Raw genomic sequence first — 16,160 nt, 5'->3', positions numbered from 1 at the left:
GCCATACGGTAGTTGGTAACGTTTACACCTGGACGTTACCACCGTTTTCTGACAAAAAAAGTACTAGAGGTTGGATTTAAGACAAAGCTGGCAACAAATTCATAACCTTGTGGAAGTGATCACTTTATCGCTTTACCTCGTGAGGACAACGAGCGTTGAATCGGCGATCACTACAGTGCAGCAATAATCGCTTCGTATAATGAATCCTTAAGCCACGACACTTTATGATTCATATGCGAGTGAGTTTTCCATATTAGCGAGATATCAAAATCAGCCACGGGCACCGGAGGCGCAACGGCGGTTAACGCACTTTGCATCAGGCTTATCTCCGCCATTTTCTTTGGCACGATGGCAAACATTTCTCTTCCGTGAACTAATCGACCGATAGTCAGGAAGTTTCGTGATACGGCGTTGACCCTGCGAGATTCACCGACCGCATCAAGATGTTTATCCACTGGAGAGTGGAAGTCACCTGTGGGGCTAACAAGGCAATGAGGCTTAGAAACAAACGTGGCGATATCTAATGTCTTCACCTGACAAACCGAAGCATCATAAATACAAACATGCTTTTCGGTATACAATTTTTGCGAGGAAAATGAGTCTTCGAGCTCGGGAATACTGCCAATCATAATATCGAGACGTTCTTGCTCGCAGACCTTTGTGTAGTTATCTCGATTCACATTAATAAAGCGAAGTTTCGCTTTCGGGGCTTGAGACATAACGGCATCATAAATAATCGGAGCAAAAATAAATTCAGCGTAATCGGTGAGTCCTACTTTACAAACCCCATCGTACTCGGACGGTTGAAAGTCACGCTTAGGCATCACTTTAAATTCAAACAAATTCAATATCTGCTCGATAACCGGAAACAGTTCATTGGCGCGCTCGGTTGGAAGCATTTGATGCCCCTTCCTCTGAAATAACGGGTCATCACATAGCACCCGTAATTTCGCTAAACTATGGCTCATCGCTGACTGGCTGACATAACTTTGCGCTGCCGCTTCAGACACGCTCTGTGTTTGATAAAGGTGATAAAACACGACCAAAAGATTGAGATCAATTCGTCTCCAGTCCACCTCCCCCAATCCTATTTCACTCATAGTGCAAACCAAATTTATTAATTTGAGTCATTATAATACTGGCAGTACCATTTGTGCTAATGAAACTCCCATCTAAAGGTTCCGAAGTGACAGTACTATCAAAAGATTCAGCGCCCAATGAGTCACTATTCTCCATTTTCAAACTCTTTTTTGCCCTAGGCTGGGTCAGTTTTGGCGGCCCAGCGGCTCATATTGGTTACTTCAGACAAACTTTCGTTGAAAAAATGCAATGGTTGTCGGATGAAGAGTACGCGCAAATGGTTGCGCTTAGTCAATTTCTTCCCGGTCCTGGCTCTAGCCAAGTTGGCTTTGCCGTGGGTTACCAACGGGCAGGATTAGGTGGAGGGATCATGGCATTTCTCGGCTTCACCCTGCCTTCGATTATTTTGATGATCGCGCTGGCTTTACTGAGCAGTCAATTAACTGAGTCGAATTACTTTCAAAGCCTAGTACACGGTCTAAAACTGCTCGCAGTAGTCGTGGTCGCCGATGCGGCTTGGGGAATGTATAAAAACTTCTGCCAACAAAAGCTCACTGTCGCACTATGTATTTCAACAGCCGTTGCACTACTGCTATTCCAAAGTGTTATTACACAAATTGTAATTTTGCTGGCTGCAGCGTTAATTGGCGTGCGCTACTTAGCAAATCCGGAATTACGTCCAACGCAATCATCGATAAAACTGTCTTACTTCCCAATAGGGCTCTTTTTCGCCTTATTGCTAGGTCTACCGCTGATTACTTGGTTGTCACCTTCATTACAGTTGTTTTCTGATTTCTTCCAAGCAGGCAGCTTAGTCTTTGGTGGTGGGCATGTCGTCTTACCATTGCTGCAAAATATTGTCGGTGACAAAATCACTCAAGACGTATTTCTTACTGGTTATGCGGCAGCGCAAGCCGTTCCAGGTCCTATGTTTACCTTTGCCACCTACATCGGCTATGCCTTATTGCCGAATGCACCGATATGGGGTGCGATTATCGCAACTCTAGGCGTATTTATACCGGGTTTTCTACTATTAATTGGCGTATTAAAGCACTGGCAGCAATTAGCAAAAGTCCCTGCCATTTCAGGTGCGCTCAACGGCGTCAATGCCGCAGTTGTCGGCTTACTGATTGCCGCGCTGTATCAACCGGTATTTATCAGTGCTGTCCTCGAACCTATTGATTTAGCTTGGGTACTGACGGGAGGGTTACTTCTAAAGCAGTTCAAACTGCCTATCGTATGGATGGTGGCTTTTTTCGCTGCTGCTGGGCTCATCAGCCCTTTTGTCCAAAACTTAATATAAATCAAGAATTGATGCAGTTTTAATCAATTTCACTCGTCACGCTTGTCGGCAAGCCTTACACTCTTTTAAGGGGTTAGGTTTGCCGATCGTTCATCCCTTTCCACACTCTCTCCAAATCTATCCCTTCGACTTAACTGGTTCACTTTACTTCGCTCGCGAAAATACATTAGCGTTGATATACCCAAAGTCCATCCCAGACACCGACGCTAGCGAAACAGCCATTAACGTTGCTCACGCATAGGAGGCTAGTATGAGAAAGGAATATTTGGACAATGATAGGCGCTCCCATCAGCGTAGCTACTCTATCGGTCAGGAGCTAAAAACTACCCATCAAGCATTGCGCCAAGAGATACCAGAGCTCTCTAGAATATCCATCGCGCTCTTTGATCCCGCTCATTCTGAATTGAGAACGTTCGTTCATAGCACGATAGAAGGCTCACCATTAGTTCGTTATCGCGCCCCCATTTCACCATCAACCTCATTGGGCAGGTTGGTTTGTCAGCAAAAAAGTCGGGTGGTCAATGATATTGCCTCTAACATTACCGCGGATTCACCTCATTCTACGTGGCTACTTGAACAAGGCTATGCAGCATCACTCACACTGCCCATCTTGGAGCAAAATCAATTTACTGGCTTGCTGTTCTTCGACGTCAACAAACCACAATTTTTTGATAATGTAACGGTTGATGAACTCACCCGACGAACAAAAGAAGTCACAGCTTTAGTCAATGAGCAAAGTACCTTAATCCAAGCAGCTGAAGAAATGGCGCACTCGGTTCGCACTACATCGCTCGTTGGAGAGCGTGACAATATTGAGCATGCCTATCGCGTTGGGCAATATGCACACATCATCGCGGATCATATCGCTCCTCTCTATCAACTTGACGATGAAACCATCGATCATATCGTTCGATTTGCCTGTTTACACGACATTGGCAAGTATTCCACCTTAAGCTCCAAACAGTGCTCACTTTGGTTGCAAGATTGGGATAACGCCACCTTAATCGCGGGTAGAGTTCAGCAAGGCGTCAACTTGATCAATCAACTCGCGCGCCAAGTGAGTGAACGACAATATGCTTGCACACATTTACTCGGCGATATCATTCGTTACCACCATGAATACTTAAATGGGACCGGTTATCCGTTTGGTCTTAAACACGCACAGATCCCGATTGCTGCGCGCATTGTGACTGTCGCCAATATTTTCGATGCGTTAACGAGCCATCGCCATTACAGTGAATCGTGGTCATTGACTCACGCACTGCTAGAGCTGGAAAAAATGGTGGCACAAGGACAGCTCGATGGTAATTGTGTTCACCCGTTGCGCTGTCATCAGAACAAAGTTAAAAACATTATGCTGACCAATGCTCACTTTGCTAGCTAAGACGAAACCGCTCACTCTTTATCGGGTGAGCTCACATAAAAACTGAGTATTTACTCCAATTCTGTGCTCAGGGACACGAATTATCACAACTCGGCACTTGCAGTAGTCGCACCATGAGGCTAACATTGTATTTGTTAACATTAACTTAACAATAAAATAACTATAAATTATCGTTCTACACGAAAACGGAGTTCAAGAATGATACTGCCTAACGAAAGCGCACACTCCAGCTGTACACTACCACCGCCCAATGAAATGATCCTAAAATGGGCACAAGAACGACCGAATGAGGTCTACCTTAAGCAAATCATTAATCGTGAATTTGTTGAATTTACCTACGCGGAAGTGGCGGATAAAGCACTACGACTTGTCTCGTCGCTTCGTGCACTCGGCATTCAGCCGGGCGACAAAGTGGCACTCATCTCTAAGAACTGTGCTGAGTGGTTTATCTGCGATCTTGCACTCATGCTTGGAGACTATGTAAGCGTCCCTGTTTTTCCGACTGCCGGGGCAGATACGATTGAATACTGTATCACGCACAGTGAAAGCAAAGCATTGATTGCTGGTAAACTAGACGACGACGCCGCTACGGCTCAGGTTATCGCTCAATTACCTGATGTTGTTAGTATCGCTCTACCTTACGACAGTGCGCCTGCGTGCCAGCACACGTTTACCGACCTTATCGCTAAGCACGAGCCAAGTACTGAGCGCCCCGTCCATCATGACGATAAGCTAATGTCTCTCGTCTATACCTCAGGGACTTCAGGGTTACCAAAAGGCGCAATGCTCACTTTTGGCGCTTTTAGCTGGTCGGTGCAAATGCTCATTGACCATATTGGCATAGAGGCGAATGACCGCTTGTTTTCTTACCTGCCATTAGCACACATCACTGAACGTGTGTATATTTTTGGATCCTCTATCCAAGGCGGCGTAATGACGGCATTCCCAGAATCGCTCGATACCTTCATTGAAGATGTCAAAATGCAGCGGCCTACGTTGTTTATTTCCGTTCCTCGCTTATGGACCCTATTCCAACAGCGTATCCAAGATAAACTACCGCAGAAGAAGTTAAATTTCTTACTGAAAATACCGTTTGTAAACTCGCTAATTAAGAAAAAGCTAATTGACGGGCTAGGACTGGATCAAGCCAGAGTTCTAGGATGTGGCTCTGCACCGGTTTCTCCTGCTCTATTGGAGTGGTATCACAAAGTCGGACTTAACATTACCGAAGCATGGGGCATGACTGAAACCTTTGCCTACAGTACGATCAACCACCCGTTTAAGGCGGATAAGATCGGAACAGTTGGCAACGCAGGTCCGGGAATAGAGCTGAAAATCGCTGCCGATGATGAAATTATGGTTCGAAGCAAGGGACTATTCACGGGCTATTATAAAAACGACATTGCAACTCAAGAGTGTTTTGATAATGACGGATGGCTACATACTGGTGATGTGGGTGCTATTGATAGTGACGGCTACCTAAGCATCCAAGGACGTAAAAAAGACAACTTCAAAACGGCGAAAGGTAAGTTTGTCGCCCCCGTTCCTATTGAGAAAAAACTGTTCGAATATAGCCGCGTGGAGATGATGTGCCTGATTGGTTTAGGCCTCCCTGGTCCCATTTTATTGGTGGTGCCACATGACTTCCCGAACTTCGACAAGAAACGCTATGCGCGTACTGCTGAGCGTGTAGTCAAGCGGATGAACAAAGAACTCGAATCGCACGAACAGATAAAAGGCGTTCTGATGATCAAAGACCCATGGAGCATCGAGAATGGTATCTTAACGCCGACACTAAAAATAAAACGTCATCTACTCGAACAAAAATACCATGAAACTGGTCATAACTGGCCGAAAGACAAGCTGGTCGTTTGGGAAGAGTAACCGTACGATTCTACCCACTTCCTGTCTTAAAAGAGCTGTTAGCAGCTCTTTTATTTTTCCTTAAATTCCTTTCTAGCCTCCGTTACAACTTGCTCTTGAGTCACGCCTATATCATCCCATAAATACATAGGAAGCTCTGACAAGTGTTTTCTGGTGCGATGGTTTTGATACCAACCCTTGGTAATGGAGTAGTTTTTCTTAACTAAATTTATTAAACAAAATAGACTCACAGCCCTTATTTTCATCGTTAGTGCATTCATAGCCTTGACCTCCCTTTAGTGTTGAGATAATTTTCAAGCATCACACCTCGTCTGACAAATGATTGAATTTGACATTGAGTTAAGGAAAACTAATGTGAATGAACGATTACCCCCACTGCAAGGTCTCTACTATTTTTATATCGCTGCAGAACTAGGCAGTTTTAAAAGAGCCTCAGAGTCACTGTTTGTCACCGCAGCGGCAATTAGCCAACAAATCCGCCAATTAGAAGAATCCGTTGGCACGCAACTCTTTCACCGCTCTCACCGAAAGATACAACTAACTCGTGAAGGTAAACTGCTATTTGATGAAGCCAAACAAGGCTTCAAACATCTGCAACAAGGAGTGAGATTAATTAATCAAGATCCCGAGCCGAATCGACTTTCTATATCTACCCCTCCCTCTTTTGCTCAGCATTGGCTAATACCGAGAATACAAAACTTTCGAGAGCAGTATGAAGCCCTTTCTATCTTGGTCGAGCCCACGAACAAACTGGTGCTGTTTCAAGACAGTTTGGTTGATATCTGTATTCGTTACGGTGAGGGGAATTATGACAATATAGAATCACGCTTTTTAATGGATGAAATTATTTATCCTGTTTGTCATCCCCTTTATCAAGAAAAGCATGGCATTTACGACATCAATGATCTTTCTCGAGCTGATCTTATTGAAGATACATGGCCAGACATGGACTGGAGCACTTGGCTCAAAAATGTTGACTGTCAGGCAAGTAGGCCAACCATTCAATATAACGGTTCTCACTTTGTTGTGGAGGGTGCTCTGGCAGTTCAAGGGGTAGCATTGGTTAAGCACAGCTTAGCGGCGCGTTATATCGAAGAAGGAAAATTAATACGAATTGGCCAAGTTGGGCTTAGGCCAAGGTATCGTTATTATGTTTGTGCGCCTGCTGGTTATTTTCAAAGGGAGAAAATCACTTCTTTCTGTCGCTGGCTGCAAAGCGAAGTAGACAATTTTCACAACCGACCAATCAAAAATTTAAAGATACTTGATACTAACTTTTCTCTCAAATAATCTCGATATTGCCAGTAGCCTGCACTAGCATGATTTAAATATCATTATGTAAAACAAAAAACCCGCCAAAAGGCGGGTTTTTTAAAGATTAATCAAACAATTACTTGTTTGCTTTCTCTTCTTTAACTTTAGCAATAACTTCTTCAGCAACGTTCATTGGGCACGGTGCGTAGTGAGCGAATTCCATAGAGAATTGGCCACGACCAGAAGTGATTGTACGTAGGTGACCGATGTAGCCGAACATCTCAGAAAGAGGTACGTCAGCTTTAATACGAACACCAGTAGCGCCAGCTTGTTGGTCTTTGATCATACCACGACGACGGTTAAGGTCACCGATAACGTCACCTACGTGATCGTCTGGAGTGAACACGTCAACGTTCATGATAGGCTCAAGAAGTTGTGCACCTGCTTTAGGCATAGACTGACGGAATGCACCTTTCGCTGCGATTTCAAATGCGATTGCAGATGAGTCAACTGCGTGGAAGCCACCGTCGAATAGCTCAACTTCAACGTCTAGCGTTGGGAAGCCAGCAAGAACACCGTTGTCCATCATTCCAGCAAAGCCTTTTTCAACTGCAGGCCAGAATTCTTTAGGTACGTTACCACCAACAACTGTTGATTTGAACGAGAAACCAGAACCAGCTTCGCCAGGCTTGATACGGTAATCGATCTTACCGAATTGACCAGAACCACCAGACTGTTTCTTGTGCGTGTAGCTATCTTCAATTGCTTGAGTGATAGTTTCACGGTAAGCAACTTGAGGAGCACCAACAGTTAGGTCAACACCGTAAGTACGCTTAAGGATATCAACTTTAATGTCTAGGTGAAGCTCACCCATACCTTTAAGGATGGTTTCGCCAGTTTCTTCGTCAGTTTCAACTTGGAAAGATGGATCTTCTGCAACCATTTTACCGATCGCGATACCCATTTTCTCAGAACCGCCTTTGTCTTTTGGAGTTACAGCGATTGAGATTACTGGTGTTGGGAAGATCATTGGCTCAAGCGTACACTCGTGCTTAACATCACATAGAGTGTGACCAGTTTGAACGTTCTTCATACCAACTACAGCGATGATGTCACCCGCTTGAGCTGAAGTAAGTTCGTTACGCTCATCTGCTTGCATCTCAACCATACGGCCGATACGCTCTGTTTTACCAGTTGCAGAGTTAAGGATAGTGTCACCCTTGTTCAGTTTACCTGAGTAAATACGGATAAACGTTAGAGCACCGAAACGGTCGTCCATGATTTTGAACGCTAGCGCACGTAGTGGCTCATCAGCAGATACTGTCGCAACTTCACCAGTTGGTTCGCCAGTTTCTTTGTCTGTTAGTGGTTGAGGATCTACTTCTGTTGGAGCAGGTAGGTAATCAACTACAGCATCAAGAACGATCTGAACACCCTTGTTCTTAAATGCAGAACCACAGAATGTTGGGAAGAACGCTAGGTCACGAGTACCTTTACGGATACAACGCTTGATGTCTTCGATTGAAGGCTCTTCACCTTCCATGTACGCTTCCATTAGGTCGTCGTCTTGCTCTACAGCAGTCTCGATCAACTCTTCACGGTACGTTTCAACGTCATCAACCATGTCCGCAGGAACATCTAGGATTTCGTAGTTTTCTGGAAGACCTGTGTCATCCCAAACGTATGCTTTACGGCTTAGAAGGTCTACAACACCAACGAAGTCATCTTCGCGGCCGATAGGTAGAACCATAACTAGTGGGTTAGCACCTAGAACGTTTTTAACTTGGTCAACAACGTTAAAGAAGTCAGCGCCCATACGGTCTAGTTTGTTAACGAAGATCAGACGAGATACTTCTGATTCGTTCGCGTAACGCCAGTTAGTTTCTGATTGAGGCTCAACACCACCAGAACCACAGAATACACCGATACCGCCATCAAGTACTTTAAGTGAACGATATACTTCAACTGTAAAGTCAACGTGTCCAGGAGTATCGATAACGTTCAAACGGTGATCGTTCCAAAAACAGCTAACTGCCGCTGACTGGATAGTAATTCCGCGCTCAGCTTCCTGTTCCATGAAGTCGGTAGTTGATTCACCATCATGAACTTCACCAGTCTTATGGATTTGGCCAGTCAGTTTAAGAATACGCTCAGTTGTAGTGGTTTTACCCGCATCAACGTGCGCGAAAATACCAATATTTCTGTATTTTGATAAATCAGTCATCGTTTTACTCTGTTAATAGGATATAAAATGCGCGCAGAGTATATCACAATCTGTCAAGACGGATACCATTGCGTGCACTTGCATTAAAAAAAAGTTATACCCTTAAGCATCGACTATGACGCAACTCCATCTAAATTAAGATGAAAGCCTGCCCCAGTAAGCCCATTACTACAGAGTACCTTACGTAAGTTCGCAGTTAATTTTAGCTGCTCTTTGTGATTTTTCGATGTCGTTTCTAAAAATCACAGACTTTGTGGGCGCTATTCTACCTAAAATTTCAGAAAAGCCACTATTAAAAGTGCATTTAACGCACCACTCGTCGTTTATTTCGTACGAAGCTAAAGTTCATCAAAGGCCGATAGAGCTTCTGACAACTTTTTAACACCATGAATTTGCATCCCTTCTATACCACCTTTTGGCATATTGGCTGCTGGAACAATCGCACGCTTAAAACCGTGCTTAAACGCTTCCATCAAACGTTCTTGCCCACTTGGAACCGGACGGATTTCTCCCGCGAGTCCAACCTCACCAAACACCACCACGTCTTTTGGCAGCGGTCGATCTTTAAAACTGGACAACAGCGCCATGACTAGAGCTAAATCAGCACTGGTTTCCGTGACTTTAACGCCACCCACAACATTAACAAAGACATCTTGGTCTGCCATTTGTAAGCCGCCGTGTTTATGTAATACCGCCAGCAATAACGAGAGTCTATTTTGATCCAAACCAACGGAAACTCGTCTTGGATTAGCAAGCTGGCTGTAATCCACCAAGGCTTGAATTTCAACCAGTAACGGTCGCGTACCTTCCCATACCACCATGACGGAGCTGCCGGACGTTTCTTCCTCTCCACGTGATAAGAAAATCGCCGATGGATTACTGACTTCTTTTAGCCCTTGCTCTGTCATGGCAAACACGCCCAGCTCATTCACTGCGCCAAAACGGTTTTTATGACTACGTAAAGTCCTAAAGCGACTATCCGTTCCGCCATCCAGTAAAACTGAACAATCAATAATATGCTCAAGAACCTTAGGACCGGCTAAAATACCGTCTTTGGTAACGTGACCTACCATAAAGATCGCGACATTATTTTGCTTGGCATAACGCGTTAACGCGGTAGCTGATTCACGAACCTGTGCCACGCTACCCGGTGAAGACTGAACATCTGATACGTGCATGACTTGAATAGAGTCAATCACCATCAACTTCGGCTGCTCTTTTTCTGCAACTTGGCAAATACGGTCGACATTGGTTTCCGAAAGCATCTTCAAATGATCTTTTGGCAGCCCAAGTCTGGATGCACGCATGGCCACTTGTTGTAGCGATTCTTCCCCCGTAACGTACAGCGTTGGCATTTGCGATGATAGGCGACACATTGCTTGTAATAGTAACGTCGACTTACCCGCCCCAGGGTTACCACCAATAAGAATGGCCGCACCTGGCACAACACCACCGCCAAGCACGCGGTCGAGCTCTTTAAAACTACTCGAAAATCGTGGGACTTCTTGCAAATCAATTTCAGACAAGGTCTGAACACTGGCTTCCGTTGCTCCACCAGCGTAACCAGCTAGGCGCTCGTTACGTGCCACTTGAGGCGATGCAGCAAGGCGAACTTCAGAAATTGTATTCCACGCTCCACATGCATTACATTGCCCTTGCCAACGAGGAAAGTCTGCGCCGCAATCATTACACACGTAAGCTCTTTTCGCTTTTGCCATACTTTATTCACTACCTCATTGACATAAAATAATAATAATAACAATGCAATCGCTTGCACTTACCGCCCTGCAAGGACGTTGCTTTTTTGTGCTTCCGGTTATTATTTTCGTTCCGACAAGCAATAATTATTGCCAAGACGAGATAATCCACGAAAAATATTCAATTAAAATGCTGTAAAATCATCAGCAGATATCGCTAAGGATTGCGGTACACTAGCCGATAAAACTTTATTGCGCTGTTATATCGATGATGGCATCGCCATCAAACAGGGACACTTTAACAAAACTCATGCAGCAATCAGAAATACTTTCTCTCGCAGAACGACTAATACCGGCTTATCACGCCGAAGATTTTGACTTTGTTCTCAAACAAATCACTGAAGGTGAGACGCCATCGGCGAAACTGCTCGTTAAAATGGAGCTCAATAGACTAATGGCGCCTTGTCATAAACGTATTGATCTTCGAGGGCGCGTCTCTTCACATTGCCATGAATACCAATTTGATGGGCTCACACATTGGCTCGATGACAGAGCATTTGATATGTACCACAAACTGACTCGTAAGTTTGGTGGTTACACTGAAGGAGTGTGGGAAGCTCTCGTTAATAAGCAAACCATTAGTACCATTGGAAACGAGCAAAAATTAAAGCACGAAGGTGAGCTTACCGACCCTGACAGCCCTTACGCGGCAGAAGCGATTAATTTAGGGTACGATCTAAAGCGCAAAGAAAACCGCCTTAGACTTGAATCCCAAGTCTCTATTGAGCTCGAAAATGGCGAACAGGTGCACGGCTTAAGCGTCGACTTATCAAACTCTGGCGCTAAATTTAAAGTGCCGGGCACCTTTGATTATGACCTCGGGCAAATCATCAACGTTCGCTTTGAGGAATTAGCCAAGGGGAGTAACGTCAAAGACATCGAATTGCCAATTGAATATCGAGTTCTTGGTGTTGATGGCATTCACGGCGTCTCTCCAGTGAAGTACCTACGTACCTTAAGGTTGACCCGCACTAATGCTGTTGAGCAAATCGTAGAAAAAACGTTAAATACAGAGTCCAAAAAAATTCGTCATGATAATCAAGACCGAATTACTCGTGCCCGCACGCGAGGCTACGAGCACACTTACCTAAAACATGCTTGTAATCTACCGCTATTCTTTAGCGGTAACGAACTTAAAGTCTCTCTACTTACCGAAAATAATAAAGATATATGGAATTATTGGCACGATGAGCGCCACCAACAAGCGCTTGGCTCACTGTTTTCACCTGAGCGGATGGAACTTCTGATCAAAACGGGGATTAAAGGCTGCAGTAACGTTCTCTATACCTTTACCCATGATCACAATGGTATGAAATTGTTTTACTCAATGATGATGCCTGAAGCCAGTAGAGAAGAACGGCAACTTTTTTGGCATGTCGGTGCCAGACGAGCAAGCTGGAAAGCGTTTCGTCTCTCGGTCTTTGAATTATCAGAAAACGATGTCGTTGCCATTTCGAAACACTACAGTGAGTTAGTGGCTAAGCCAGAAAAACTGACTCATTTCGCGATTTTGCAGGAAATTAGCGACCAAACATCGGCAAGTGATTATTTATTTACCGAAAAACCTCGCATTCCAGCTAGCGGCTTAAACCGTTTTAGACACCCAAGAAAAGTCATTGGTCAACCGCGTGGGCTCTATTTTGACGCTGAGTCTAGACGAAAAGAGCCACGATACGAATTTCGCACACCCGTCACCATTGTTAATGAAAATAATGAAAGCATTGAAGGGGTTACTCTCGACATTTCAAAACGTGGTGCCAGTATTCAGCTGCGTAGCCCTGCGGCTCTTAGCACCGGAATGAAGGTCTCCGTCGCATTTCAAGAATTGCAACTCTACAACAAAACCCTACCTCTTAACCATGTTCCCTACCACGTTGTGCGCATGTCTGAGGATAAGAAAACGGCGTTTCTTGCCATTGCAGAGTCAGGAAAAACCATCAAAATCATCGCATTTTTCAATGGCATGATTGAAAATAATCGTGACAAACTGCTTATCAAAACCGAAATCTTGCCAAGCCCTGAGCTGCTTGAATCGTTGCATAACGTACTACTTGGGAAAATGGTCAGTACGCCAATCTACATCGACAAACGAGGCACTTCGGTTAAGAGCCGAGTCGTGGGTGTTAATTTCCCACTTCCGGGTTATCTGCAGTTTTTTGAACGCATAGGTCATCAGCAAAAACTGGCGCTAGAGCCCATCTTTAAAAATCGCAGTAATAGCATGATTGCCGAACCGATGAAACGCCGACCAGGTTCTAAAATCGTCTATCATGAATTGTATATTGGCGTGCTTAAACTCGGGGACCGAATTCAATCAGTACATACACGGCTTCGTGAAGACTTTGATTCAACACAAAAACGGATAAGGTTTATTAAAGACGCCTTAACAATGGGTGAATTGTACATACTCAGAGTATCTTCAGGCCCGGTTTTTGATGCCCTGACAACTCTAATGAAAAAGGACATCAACGAACTATTAACGCTTAGCCTAAGTCATGCTAGAAATTTGGAAAATGAAATGACGGCAATCTGTGGCTACTGTGAGGTCATTGATATTACTGAAGAAGTGCTTATTCGTTTGGAGCTAAATTGCTGATCAACCGAATTTAACTCTAGACTTCTCTGTTACTAAAAAAGGGGGATTGCCGACTAGCAATCCCCCTTTTGGTTTGAATGTACACACACTGTGTACGCCGCACGGCTTAACTCATAAACCAAATGAGCGAGTGGGTATTACCAATTCACTCTTTTTTGCTTCGCCAGTAACCCTGATAATATGCATACCACGCCGCCAAGTCCGGCAAACTTAATCGCCACTTGCGCTTTTTCTTCGACTTTAGGTTTTGCATGGTAAGCAATACCCAAACCAGCGGCATGCATCATCACTAAGTCATTAGCGCCATCACCAACAGCAATCGTATTGTGCGGTTCAATATCGTATTCTTCAGCTAGCGACTGTAAGATATCGGCTTTCTTTTCAGCATCAACCACTTCGCCAATCACGGCGCCAGTCAGTTTGCCATCAACGATTTCCAGCGTGTTGGATTGAGCATAATCAAGAGATAGTTCTTGTTTCAAGTAGTCTGAGAAGTAGGTAAATCCACCGGATGCAATCGCCGTTTTCCAGCCTCGAGACTGCAGCGTTTTAATCATCTCTCTTAGCTCTGGCATCATGGGTAATTCAGCACGAACGGCGCTAAGTATCGACTCATCAGCCCCTTTCAATGTCCCTACGCGCTGACGTAAGCTTTGCTCAAAATCTAGCTCGCCTTGCATTGCTCGTTCCGTCACTTGCGCCACTTGCTCGCCAACGCCGGCTAACTTTGCAATCTCATCAATGCACTCAATTTGAATCGCAGTAGAATCCATATCGAGTACGATCACTCCCGGCTTGTTAAGATCAGGCACATCACACAATGCCGAACAATCCACTTGTAATTCCGCCAATATTTCCTGATGCTCAGACGTTAACGTTCCGGCCATTAACGCCACTTCATACGGTCCAACTTGCCAAGCTTCAAGAATGCGGCTCGACTGCCCCACATAAAAATCCATGTCATTAAACATGCTGACAGAGAGGTACGGAGCGTACACTATCCAAGAGGCTTTGCTCTTTTCTAGTTGATGTGAAAGTAGAGTTTCCGGAAAGCGCTCCTTTAAGGGAATGCGCTTTGAAATCACCAAAGGCTTTACAGCGTCCATGTCTTATCCTTCATAAGAAAATTACTACGACGGTACCCTATTGCAATTTACTTGTGCAAGTCTCAATATAAACCAATCAGTAATTTCTTAGACCTTTTGTAAGATTATGGACGGTTCACTGTTTTCATTTCGCAATTTTTTACGCATTGTCGCTCTGGGACTCATTGGTGCGATGGTATTTTTTATCGCCACTAATAGCTTTGTTATCAGCAAAGGTAACGAAAGAATTCAAAGCAATCAGCTAGAAGTACTAAGTAAAATATTAATTTCCCAGGCTTCGTTGTCTGCTCGACAAATGCTTATCGACCAAGACCAAGAACGCCTAGGTGCGTTAACCAATCAATTAGCAACCGAAAGATTGGTACTTGATGCGACCGTGTATAATGCAGAAGGGGTAAAAGTAGCTGCCAGTACCGATGCAAAATCAGCACGAGAAGTACTTGGGCTCGATACACCACTCGCGACGGCCAGTATCGGGCGCCAGCAACTGATAGAACCAATCATAAACGACAATAGTATTATCGGCTTCGTACGTATTACGTTTGAGACCGGAAAAGTCACCGCGATCTCGGATCACCACTACCGAAAAAGTGATCGTTACATGTACATGATGATACTCATGAGCTTTATTTCCGGCGTGTTACTCCTTGTCATTCTGCGCCGCCCCAGCAAGAATAAGGGTGAAAACTTACTGTTAAAACAGCCTTAAATAAACACCATAAAAAACCTCGCCAATGCGAGGTTTTTTATAACAAGTACCGATTACTCTTCGTCGCCCAGTAGCACTGAGTCTAGCGCAATCTCCATCATTTCATTGAACGTTGTCGCACGTTCATCTGATGTAGTTTGTTCACCGGTTTTAATATGATCAGAAACCGTACAGATCGCCAACGCTTTAGCTCCGTATTCTGCAGCAACGCCGTAAATACCTGCGGCTTCCATTTCAACACCAACAATGCCGTACTTATCCATTACATCAAACATGTCTGGATCCGGGGTATAAAACAGTTCAGCTGAAAATAAGTTGCCTACTTTCACGTTGATGCCACGTGCTTTGGCCGCTTCTTCTGCGTTTCTCACCATTTTGTAGTCCGCAATCGCCGCAAAATCATGGTTTTTAAAACGAATGCGGTTCACTTTCGAATCCGTACATGCGCCCATGCCAATCACGACATCACGAACTTTAATGTCTTCGTTTACTGCACCACAACTGCCTACACGAATAATCTTCTTAACACCGAAGTCTTTAATCAGTTCTGTTACATAAATAGAGCATGATGGGATACCCATACCATGTCCCATTACAGAGATGCGGCGACCTTTGTAAGTACCTGTGTAACCGTACATACTGCGTACGTCACACACCTGTACCGCGTCATCCAAAAACGTGTCTGCGATGTACTTTGCGCGGAGAGGGTCACCCGGCATTAATACAACGTCAGCAAAATCACCCATTTCCGCATTAATGTGAGGAGTGGCCATTATGTTTTCCTTTTTGGTCAAGAACGGTTCTAACCCTCAAGGGTTTGAGGAATCTCGGTTAATTTACAACCTAAAACCGTTAAATTTATT

At 44.5% G+C, this 16,160-nt stretch carries 12 protein-coding genes; 6 read left to right on the top strand and 6 right to left on the bottom strand.

What is annotated here, in order from left to right:
• Nucleotides 1–170 precede the first annotated feature (170 nt).
• A complete protein-coding gene (locus L4D05_RS01520) occupies nt 171–1,100 on the bottom strand; it encodes a LysR family transcriptional regulator (protein ID WP_428750470.1) in 930 nt (309 codons plus the stop codon).
• An 86-nt stretch (nt 1,101–1,186) separates the two neighbouring features.
• Between L4D05_RS01520 and chrA the strand changes: the two genes are divergently transcribed.
• The 3 genes from chrA (at nt 1,187) to L4D05_RS01505 (ending at nt 5,651) form a co-directional block, all read left to right on the top strand.
• Nucleotides 1,187–2,383, top strand: a complete 1,197-nt coding sequence (gene chrA / locus L4D05_RS01515; protein WP_428750469.1) for a chromate efflux transporter — start codon at nt 1,187–1,189, stop codon at nt 2,381–2,383.
• Nucleotides 2,384–2,633: 250 nt separating this feature from the next.
• On the top strand, nt 2,634–3,767 hold the full coding sequence (locus L4D05_RS01510; RefSeq protein WP_428792825.1) for an HD domain-containing phosphohydrolase: 1,134 nt from the start codon (nt 2,634–2,636) through the stop codon (nt 3,765–3,767).
• Nucleotides 3,768–3,965: 198 nt separating this feature from the next.
• Nucleotides 3,966–5,651, top strand: coding sequence for an AMP-binding protein (locus tag L4D05_RS01505; RefSeq protein WP_428750467.1), 1,686 nt, complete (start codon nt 3,966–3,968; stop codon nt 5,649–5,651).
• A 50-nt stretch (nt 5,652–5,701) separates the two neighbouring features.
• Here L4D05_RS01505 and L4D05_RS01500 read toward each other — a convergent pair whose 3' ends face one another.
• The gene (locus L4D05_RS01500) at nt 5,702–5,911 is read right to left on the bottom strand and encodes a DUF1127 domain-containing protein (RefSeq protein WP_428750466.1); all 210 of its coding nucleotides are present in this window, start codon (nt 5,909–5,911) and stop codon (nt 5,702–5,704) included.
• A gap of 94 nt (nt 5,912–6,005) precedes the next feature.
• Between L4D05_RS01500 and L4D05_RS01495 the strand changes: the two genes are divergently transcribed.
• Nucleotides 6,006–6,941 (top strand): LysR substrate-binding domain-containing protein, encoded by a 936-nt coding sequence (locus L4D05_RS01495; RefSeq protein ID WP_428792824.1) that lies wholly within the window; start codon nt 6,006–6,008, stop codon nt 6,939–6,941.
• A gap of 100 nt (nt 6,942–7,041) precedes the next feature.
• Here the strand turns inward: L4D05_RS01495 and fusA are convergent, their stop codons facing one another.
• Both fusA and radA read right to left on the bottom strand, forming a co-directional pair.
• Entirely contained in the window at nt 7,042–9,129 is a 2,088-nt protein-coding gene (gene fusA, locus L4D05_RS01490) for an elongation factor G (RefSeq protein ID WP_428750464.1), read from the bottom strand.
• Nucleotides 9,130–9,467: 338 nt separating this feature from the next.
• Nucleotides 9,468–10,847: a DNA repair protein RadA gene (radA, locus tag L4D05_RS01485; RefSeq protein ID WP_428750463.1), complete on the bottom strand. Its 1,380-nt coding sequence runs from the start codon at nt 10,845–10,847 to the stop codon at nt 9,468–9,470.
• Between the two features lie 289 nt (nt 10,848–11,136).
• Here radA and L4D05_RS01480 point away from each other — a divergent pair, with 289 nt between their 5' ends.
• Nucleotides 11,137–13,482 carry a PilZ domain-containing protein gene (locus tag L4D05_RS01480; protein WP_428750462.1) on the top strand — a complete coding sequence of 782 codons (2,346 nt, stop codon included), beginning with the start codon at nt 11,137–11,139 and terminating at the stop codon, nt 13,480–13,482.
• A gap of 137 nt (nt 13,483–13,619) precedes the next feature.
• Here L4D05_RS01480 and serB read toward each other — a convergent pair whose 3' ends face one another.
• On the bottom strand, nt 13,620–14,588 hold the full coding sequence (serB, locus tag L4D05_RS01475) for a phosphoserine phosphatase (RefSeq protein ID WP_428792823.1): 969 nt from the start codon (nt 14,586–14,588) through the stop codon (nt 13,620–13,622).
• 106 nt (nt 14,589–14,694) lie between these two features.
• Between serB and L4D05_RS01470 the strand changes: the two genes are divergently transcribed.
• Nucleotides 14,695–15,297 carry a YtjB family periplasmic protein gene (locus tag L4D05_RS01470; RefSeq protein ID WP_428750460.1) on the top strand — a complete coding sequence of 201 codons (603 nt, stop codon included), beginning with the start codon at nt 14,695–14,697 and terminating at the stop codon, nt 15,295–15,297.
• Nucleotides 15,298–15,350: 53 nt separating this feature from the next.
• On the opposite strand, the gene deoD is transcribed toward L4D05_RS01470, so the two are convergent.
• Nucleotides 15,351–16,070: a purine-nucleoside phosphorylase gene (deoD, locus tag L4D05_RS01465; RefSeq protein WP_265673743.1), complete on the bottom strand. Its 720-nt coding sequence runs from the start codon at nt 16,068–16,070 to the stop codon at nt 15,351–15,353.
• Between the last annotated feature and the right edge of the window lie 90 nt (nt 16,071–16,160).

This window comes from Vibrio nomapromontoriensis (assembly GCF_050337205.1).
Lineage (GTDB): Bacteria > Pseudomonadota > Gammaproteobacteria > Enterobacterales > Vibrionaceae > Vibrio > Vibrio nomapromontoriensis.
This window is presented reverse-complemented; position numbering and strand designations above follow the sequence as displayed.

Excerpts from the sequence above, each read along its gene's own strand:
- L4D05_RS01505 (WP_428750467.1), top strand. The coding sequence starts at position 3,966 with ATGATACTGCCTAACGAAAGCGCACACTCCAGCTGTACACTACCACCG.
- L4D05_RS01510 (WP_428792825.1), top strand. The coding sequence starts at position 2,634 with ATGAGAAAGGAATATTTGGACAATGATAGGCGCTCCCATCAGCGTAGC.
- L4D05_RS01520 (WP_428750470.1), bottom strand. The coding sequence starts at position 1,100 with ATGAGTGAAATAGGATTGGGGGAGGTGGACTGGAGACGAATTGATCTC.
- fusA (WP_428750464.1), bottom strand. The coding sequence starts at position 9,129 with ATGACTGATTTATCAAAATACAGAAATATTGGTATTTTCGCGCACGTT.
- serB (WP_428792823.1), bottom strand. The coding sequence starts at position 14,588 with ATGGACGCTGTAAAGCCTTTGGTGATTTCAAAGCGCATTCCCTTAAAG.
- L4D05_RS01470 (WP_428750460.1), top strand. The coding sequence starts at position 14,695 with ATGGACGGTTCACTGTTTTCATTTCGCAATTTTTTACGCATTGTCGCT.
- radA (WP_428750463.1), bottom strand. The coding sequence starts at position 10,847 with ATGGCAAAAGCGAAAAGAGCTTACGTGTGTAATGATTGCGGCGCAGAC.
- L4D05_RS01500 (WP_428750466.1), bottom strand. The coding sequence starts at position 5,911 with ATGAATGCACTAACGATGAAAATAAGGGCTGTGAGTCTATTTTGTTTA.
- L4D05_RS01480 (WP_428750462.1), top strand. The coding sequence starts at position 11,137 with ATGCAGCAATCAGAAATACTTTCTCTCGCAGAACGACTAATACCGGCT.
- deoD (WP_265673743.1), bottom strand. The coding sequence starts at position 16,070 with ATGGCCACTCCTCACATTAATGCGGAAATGGGTGATTTTGCTGACGTT.